Source organism: Streptococcus sp. 2106, assembly GCF_013277315.1.
In the GTDB taxonomy this organism is placed as follows: Bacteria; Bacillota; Bacilli; order Lactobacillales; family Streptococcaceae; genus Streptococcus; species Streptococcus pseudopneumoniae.
In genome coordinates this window covers 22,188-28,968 of record NZ_VMMS01000036.1, presented here as the reverse complement: position 1 = coordinate 28,968, position 6,781 = coordinate 22,188, and the positions used below count along the sequence as shown (strand labels likewise).

At 33.8% G+C, this 6,781-nt stretch carries 6 protein-coding genes, 3 tRNA genes and 1 pseudogene; 2 read left to right on the top strand and 8 right to left on the bottom strand.

Annotation, left to right across the window (positions count from 1 at the left end; genetic code table 11):
• Positions 1 to 180: YfhO family protein (locus HT723_RS04500; RefSeq protein ID WP_172934731.1), on the top strand; the 180-nt coding region annotated here is incomplete at its 5' end.
• A 29-nt stretch (positions 181 to 209) separates the two neighbouring features.
• Here HT723_RS04500 and HT723_RS04495 read toward each other — a convergent pair.
• Positions 210 to 2,852: pseudogene (locus HT723_RS04495) on the bottom strand (YhgE/Pip domain-containing protein).
• A gap of 127 nt (positions 2,853 to 2,979) precedes the next feature.
• Between HT723_RS04495 and HT723_RS04490 the strand changes: the two are divergent.
• Positions 2,980 to 3,522, top strand: coding sequence for a TetR-like C-terminal domain-containing protein (locus tag HT723_RS04490; RefSeq protein WP_172934730.1), 543 nt, complete (start codon positions 2,980 to 2,982; stop codon positions 3,520 to 3,522).
• 40 nt (positions 3,523 to 3,562) lie between these two features.
• Here the strand turns inward: HT723_RS04490 and HT723_RS04485 are convergent.
• From HT723_RS04485 to rlmH, 7 genes are all read right to left on the bottom strand, one after another.
• Positions 3,563 to 3,636 (bottom strand) — tRNA-Asn (locus HT723_RS04485).
• Positions 3,637 to 3,641: 5 nt separating this feature from the next.
• Positions 3,642 to 3,713: transfer RNA gene (locus HT723_RS04480), tRNA-Glu, on the bottom strand.
• Positions 3,714 to 3,764: 51 nt separating this feature from the next.
• Positions 3,765 to 4,517: a competence system response regulator transcription factor ComE gene (gene comE / locus HT723_RS04475; RefSeq protein WP_023940609.1), complete on the bottom strand. Its 753-nt coding sequence runs from the start codon at positions 4,515 to 4,517 to the stop codon at positions 3,765 to 3,767.
• Positions 4,514 to 5,839 (bottom strand): competence system sensor histidine kinase ComD, encoded by a 1,326-nt coding sequence (comD, locus tag HT723_RS04470; RefSeq protein WP_172934729.1) that lies wholly within the window; start codon positions 5,837 to 5,839, stop codon positions 4,514 to 4,516. The genes comE and comD overlap by 4 nt, the downstream gene beginning before the upstream one ends.
• Positions 5,840 to 5,851: 12 nt before the next feature.
• Complete coding sequence (gene comC / locus HT723_RS04465; protein WP_172934728.1) at positions 5,852 to 5,983, bottom strand: competence-stimulating peptide ComC; 132 nt, start codon at positions 5,981 to 5,983, stop codon at positions 5,852 to 5,854.
• Between the two features lie 164 nt (positions 5,984 to 6,147).
• Positions 6,148 to 6,221: transfer RNA gene (locus tag HT723_RS04460), tRNA-Arg, on the bottom strand.
• Between the two features lie 43 nt (positions 6,222 to 6,264).
• On the bottom strand, positions 6,265 to 6,744 hold the full coding sequence (gene rlmH / locus HT723_RS04455) for a 23S rRNA (pseudouridine(1915)-N(3))-methyltransferase RlmH (protein ID WP_172934727.1): 480 nt from the start codon (positions 6,742 to 6,744) through the stop codon (positions 6,265 to 6,267).
• Positions 6,745 to 6,781: the final 37 nt, after the last annotated feature.

The following is a 6,781-nucleotide window of genomic DNA, read 5'->3' as shown; positions in this document are numbered from 1 at the left end:
ATTTTAGTCCAGTATAAACAAGCTCAAACTGGCTTTATGAAAGTTGATGTTCCTAAGGGGAAAGGAACTATTACACTTTCCTTCATTCCCAATGGTTTGATTACTGGAGCAATCTGTTCCTTTACTTCTCTCTTACTATTTGGAATCTATAATCACAGAAGAAAGTTATCTAAGGCTTAAAAAATCGACCCGTTAAGCGGTCGATTTTTTTAATCTTCTTCCATTTTCTTAGGTTGATAGGCTAGCATACCTAAACAAATAAATAGTACTAATATAACAGCAAGGAAAATGACTTGATAATGAATATTTCCTGTCATAGAGATTGTTTGTCGTAATCCCGAAACTGAATAACTCATTGGTAAACAGAGATTAATAGCTCTAAAGAAATCATTTGTCAAAGCAAGTGGGTAAGTACCTGCACTTGATGCTAACTGTAATAAAAGCAAAATAAGAGAAAAGAAAGCTCCTATACGGCTATTCCATGTTGTTAAAGAGGTCACCATGGACATGAATACTAAACTTGTTAATATGATGAGAATAAATGTTTTCATTTCATGATTAGCAGTTAGACCAATAAGATGAACTCCTCCATATACCAAAATCCCTGCTAAAACAGCTATAATACCATTTATTTCAGCTCGAGATTTCAACCAAGCCCAACGGCTCTCCGGATGACATCCTGAAGGCAACTTCGTAAAGATCATATTCGTTGATATTGCTGCAACAAAAAGAACAACTGATATCATATACGGAGCCATTGCAATTCCATTTACAGGAACTTGGTCATTGTCAGTTTTAGAGAGACTGAGAGGATTTGACAAAATCTCTGCATTTTTAGATTCTGTTGATGCTGACTTGAGTTGATCACTAGCATTACCTAATCCTTGTCCCAAAGAAGCAACTCCTGACTGTAAATCTTCCAATCCAGAAGTTAACTTTGTTCCACCTTCTGCAAGTTTCCCAGATCCATCTGCCAATTTATTAGCTCCACTTTCTAATTGAGAAGCACCTGAAATTAACTGACTGGATTTGTCAGCTAGTCGGCTAGATCCTGACTGCAATTTATCAACTCCTGCTATCAATTCTTGACTCTTTTGATTCAATTGGTTAGAGCCAGTTGATAATTTTTCAATACCAGATACTAATTCTGGAGTTTTTTCAACTAATTGACTAACTCCTGCTGTCAAGATAGAAGATTTTTGTGTCAAGGTGTTTGAGCCTGAAACTAGTTGATCCAAACTACCTGTCAAGGTGGAATTCTTTTCACTTAGTTGACTTGCACCTTGAGAAACTTTATCAACACCTGCAGTATATGCGTTTACACCTGATGCAATCGACTGACTAGCAGGAACTAATTTACTCGTCACTGCTCCCTGTATTTCTGTTAATCCACTTGACAATCCTGTCAAAGAAGTAGAAGCAAGCGGTAATACTTGATTAGCTTAATTTTTTAATGTCGAAAGATTTGAAGATTGATTTTGTAAGTTTTCCAAACTTCCCTGTAAATCTTGTACTAAAGCTATTATTGACTGAGCCGATTGAATACTATCAGTCGAATTTTGAGATACAGAAGAACTTATCTCAGCTTGTTGCTCACTTGTCAATGATTGATAAGCTCCTGTCGATTGAATATTAGCTAATGTAGTCGCTTTATCAGACTGAGCACTTGCTAACATTTGATTAGAAAGAGATACTATACTTGATAAAACAGAATCTAATTGTTTTGTATCTCCAACATCAATATTTTGAATAGCTTGATTTAACTGATTCAGACCAGAGGATAATTGATTAATTTGATCTTTTTGCTCGGACGAAGCATCTAACTTGCTAGAAAGTTGTTGAATTCCTTCACTTAATTGCTCCACACCTATTCGAAGTGTAGCTGATTGATTGGATAACTGATTAGCACCTGTGGCAAGACTTCCCACTCCATTTGTATAGGCACTAACACCAGATGAGAATTGATTAAGACCAGTATTGAGCTGATAAACACCGCCAGTATAAGATTCTACACCAATATATAATTGATTGATTCCCCTTACTAATTCAGGATTTTTAGAAGCTAATTGACCTAATCCGCTATCTAATTGACTCACTGCACCAGTATATGTAACTAAACCACTATTAAAATTTCCTAAGCCAAGATGAAGTTGTTCAACACCAGAGACATAAGAGGATAATCCTTTAGTAAACTGCTCCGTTCCATTTGAAAATGTTAAACTTGAAGCTGCTAAAGAGTGTAGGTTAGTAGTTAATGTTTGACTTCCTGTCACTAACTGATTCGCTCCATCAGTTAATTTTTCAATACCAGAAACTGCTTGACTCATGCCATCCTTTAAATCGACCATTTTGTTAAATAAAGCTTTAGTATAGGTCTTGGTTACATTGGTAGAAACATTCTGCTTTAATTGTGTCATAGCAGAATCACTCATCTTGCTGGCAATAAAGCTATGACCACTTGAAATCTGATAATCAATTTGCATTTGCTCTGGATGGTCCGTTAAAATAGAAGCTGCTTTTTCAGATAAATCACTTGGTAAAGTCACTACCATATAGTAATCGCCATCTTCCAATCCCTTCTTTCCTTCCTCTTCATTTACAAAATGAAAATCCAAGGTTTTATTTTCTTTTAAACTGGCCACCATGTCTTTTCCTATAGACATGCTATTACCATTATAGGAAGCCTCTTTATCATTATTGACAACTGCCACAGGTAAGTCAGACAATTGCCCATATGGATCCCACATTGATGACAAAAATATGATATTGTACAGAGCTGGAATAAGAGAAATCCCGATCATGACAATAATAAAGGTTGGTTTTTTAAAAATTGATTTCCATTCTTTAAACATAGTTTCTCCTTTTTTAAACATATTGTCTAAAATTTTGATATAATAGATTATACATTAAAAAATCTAAATTACAAGATAAAAAATCTATTTTTAGACATATAGTCTAATTTGTTTACAAGGAGGAAATATGCAAGAAAGTAACAAACGCTTAAAAACAAAGCGAACTATTGAAAATGCTATGGTACAATTACTGATGGAACAGCCATTTGATCAAATTTCTACTGTCAAATTAGTAGAAAAAGCCAGAATTAGTCGTTCCAGCTTCTATACTCACTATAAGGATAAGTATAATATGATTGAGCACTATCAAAGCAAGCTATTCCATACATTTGAATATATTTTTCAAAAACATGCTCATCACAAAAGAGACGCTATTTTAGAAGTTTTTGAATATCTAGAGTCAGAACCACTTCTGGCTGCCCTTCTTTCTGAAAATGGGACTAAAGAAATCCAAAATTTCTTACGAAATAAACTTCATATCATGCTCAGTACAGATTTACAAAAGCGATTTATACAACTGAATCTCAATACCACTGAATTAGAATATAGTAGCATCTATCTAACTCATGCACTTTTTGGTGTCTGCCAATCTTGGATTGCACATGGAAAAAAAGAAAGTCCTCAAGAAATAACAGACTTCCTTATGAAAATGCTTGGTGATACAAATTGATACAAAAAAGGGAACAACACTGTGTTCCCTTTTATCTATACTCCGCCAGTAGGACTCGAACCTACGACATCATGATTAACAGTCATGCGCTACTACCAACTGAGCTATGGCGGATAAAATAGTCCGTACGGGATTCGAACCCGTGTTACCGCCGTGAAAAGGCGGTGTCTTAACCCCTTGACCAACGGACCTTCTATCTGTAGCAGATATAACCATTATATCAATTTCTTGCTAATTGTCAATCACTTTTGAGATTTTTTCTCTAAAATATCTTTCAATCTTCTAATTTTTAACCTTGAAATAGGACAGCGATGATCTTCATAGAAAACAATTTCTAAGTTTTTTCGATCAATTTCTCTAATATTGCCTATATTTACCAAAAATGACTTGTGAGGAGAATAAAATCGCTGAGTATGTTTGTCCTTTTCCTGAATATCTGTCATGGTACCATAAAACTCTTTGGCAAAATTCTTACCAATAATGCGTAATTTATGAGAGACTCCTGTTGTTTCAATATACAAAATATCATGGTAAGGGATTTTTAAATCATTTCCCTTGTAATTGTAGTCAAAATAGTCTACAACATCTTCATTTTCAAGTAACATACTCTTCGTGTAGAAGATATTTTGCTCAATTCTCTTCTTAAACATCTCATCATTGATATCCTTATCAACAAAATCTAGGGCTGATACCTGGTATTTATAGGTTAGAGTCGCAAACTCTGATCGACTGGTGATAAAGACGATAATAGCGTAAGGATTGTAATGACGAATGAGCTGAGCCACTTCAAATCCCTTTTTCTCAATTCCATGAATATCAATATCTAGGAAATAAAGCTGATTTACTTCATCGTTTTCAATGTATTCTTCAAATTCACGGACTTTTCCCGTTGTCTTGTATGATATTGGAATATTCGATTCTTTCGAAATTTCATCCAATATTCTCTCTAGTCTCACTTGATGTTCAATAACATCTTCTAAAATTAAAACTTTCATTCAAATTCCCTCTTAAATCTAATGATTTGTCTAAATGTACTGCCTTCCATCTCTGTTTCTAAAATAATATTGTTGTACTTATCTAGTAGTTCCTTCACATTATTTAATCCGACTCCGCGATTTCTTCCCTTAGTGGAGAATCCTAAGGCAAATAGATTTCCTGAAGGAGTCATCGTCATTTTACATGAATTCTGAATCACAATCACTGTTTCAGTTTCCATCTTAATAACTGCTACTTCCATCTGCTTTTTATAACTATCAGCCGATCCTTCGACAGCATTGTTCAATAAAACACTCATAATACGAACCAAATCCAATAGTTCAATTGGGAGCTTGGTAATCGTATCTTTTACTTCCAGTGTAAACTCTACACCATTATTTCGAGCATAGACAATGGACTGAGCAACCAAACTTCGTAAAGCTGAATCTTCTATGTTGTTCAAATCAAAGTAAGTGTACTTATCTGAACGCAATTTATGATTTGCTTTGACCAAAACTTCATTGTAAACTCTGTCAATTTCCTGTAAATCACCACTGTCAATTGCCATCTGCATGCTGACAAGCATTCCAGCATAGTCATGTCGAAAACCACGGATTTCATTATACAGTCCGACAATTTCGTCTGTATAGTTTTGTAAATGTTTCTGTTCAAATTTCTTCTGCTTCAAAGCAATCTCTTTTTCCATTTGTTCTTTATGCGAATTCATTGCAAAGAAGGTCAAAAGTAACGAGATAAAGACAATAGATGATAAAATACTTCCAAAACTATTCAAATGTTTAATCGTACTTACCATATCTGAAACGAAAGATACAATATGTAGCAATAGTAAAGCAAAAAACACTTTTTTCAAGAAAGGGTAAAGGTAGTCCTTGTCAAAATAGGTTAGTTCCAAATGGAAATAATGAATGATTTTTAAGATAACAACATAGGTCAACACCGTTACAACGAAAAAGAATAGACCATAATACTGTAAAACAAAATTGTCTCCTGTTATAGAAGAGAAAGTTACGGACAGAAAGTTATGAGTGCTCTCATATAAAAGAGATAGTAGTAAACTTAGAAATAGTCCTCTATCCCTCTCATACTGTTTCATCCATCGAAAATAGGAATATAGGCCCAAAGGAAATAAAAATGTTACAATCCCTAAACCATCTAAATTTAGAAGATAGAAGGGAAAACTAAGTAATATTTGTGATATTAATATATAAGAACTAAAAACGTATAATTCCTTTGCTTTTATTTGACCTTTACAAATTAAACGGTAACTGTGACTAGTAATTAAAAAATATAATATCAAATCTACTACTAAGAAAAAATCCATTCTGCTACTCCTTTATCTTCTTCTAAAGAAATTAAAGAGACCAGGGAAACTTTCAATTTTTTTTCTCATATCCCCACCTTTAATCTTTTGCAAGTCTTTTTCCTTCAAAGATACAAACTGTTCTAATTTAACTGCGTTTTTCATAATAAAATCTCCTAAAATGTTTTTTCTTGTAAGCTAACTTACAAAAACTATTATACAAAATGGAATTTCGTTTTAGATAAAATTATCTCAACTGTCATTTTTTTCTCCCAAAGTGTACTTTTTTAAGAAAAAAGCCGGGAAAATTCCCAGCTTTGCTATTATATTGATCCCAGCAGGATTCGAACCTGCGACCGTTCGCTTAGAAGGCGAATGCTCTATCCAGCTGAGCTATGAGACCTAACACAATTATTCTACCAAAAATTCAATTAAAAGTCAATTTTCTATTTATGGTAGGGGAATCCCTGCTGAATCGTAAAAGCGCGATAGATTTGTTCAACAAGAACTAGTCTCATTAACTGATGGGGCAAGGTTAGGCGACCAAAACTGACAGAAAGATTGGCTCTATTTTTTACAGATGATGACAATCCTAAACTTCCCCCAATAATAAAAGTAAGAGTAGAAAATCCTTTTATAGAAGTTTCTTCTAACTGCTTACTAAATTCTTCTGAAGAAAGTGTTTTCCCCTCAATGGCTAAGACAATAACAAAATCACGATCACCAACTTTTGATAAAATTCTCTGACCTTCTATTTCTAAAATCTTTTGATTTTCTGATTCACTGGCCTTATCTGGTGTTTTTTCATCTGATAACTCAATCATTTCAAACTTAGCAAATCTAGAAATTCGTTTTGAATACTCTGCGATACCATCTTTTAAATACTTTTCTTTCAGTTTCCCAACTGTTACAACTTTAATTTTCATGACTCTATTCTAACATATTCTCTATTTTTTCACATCT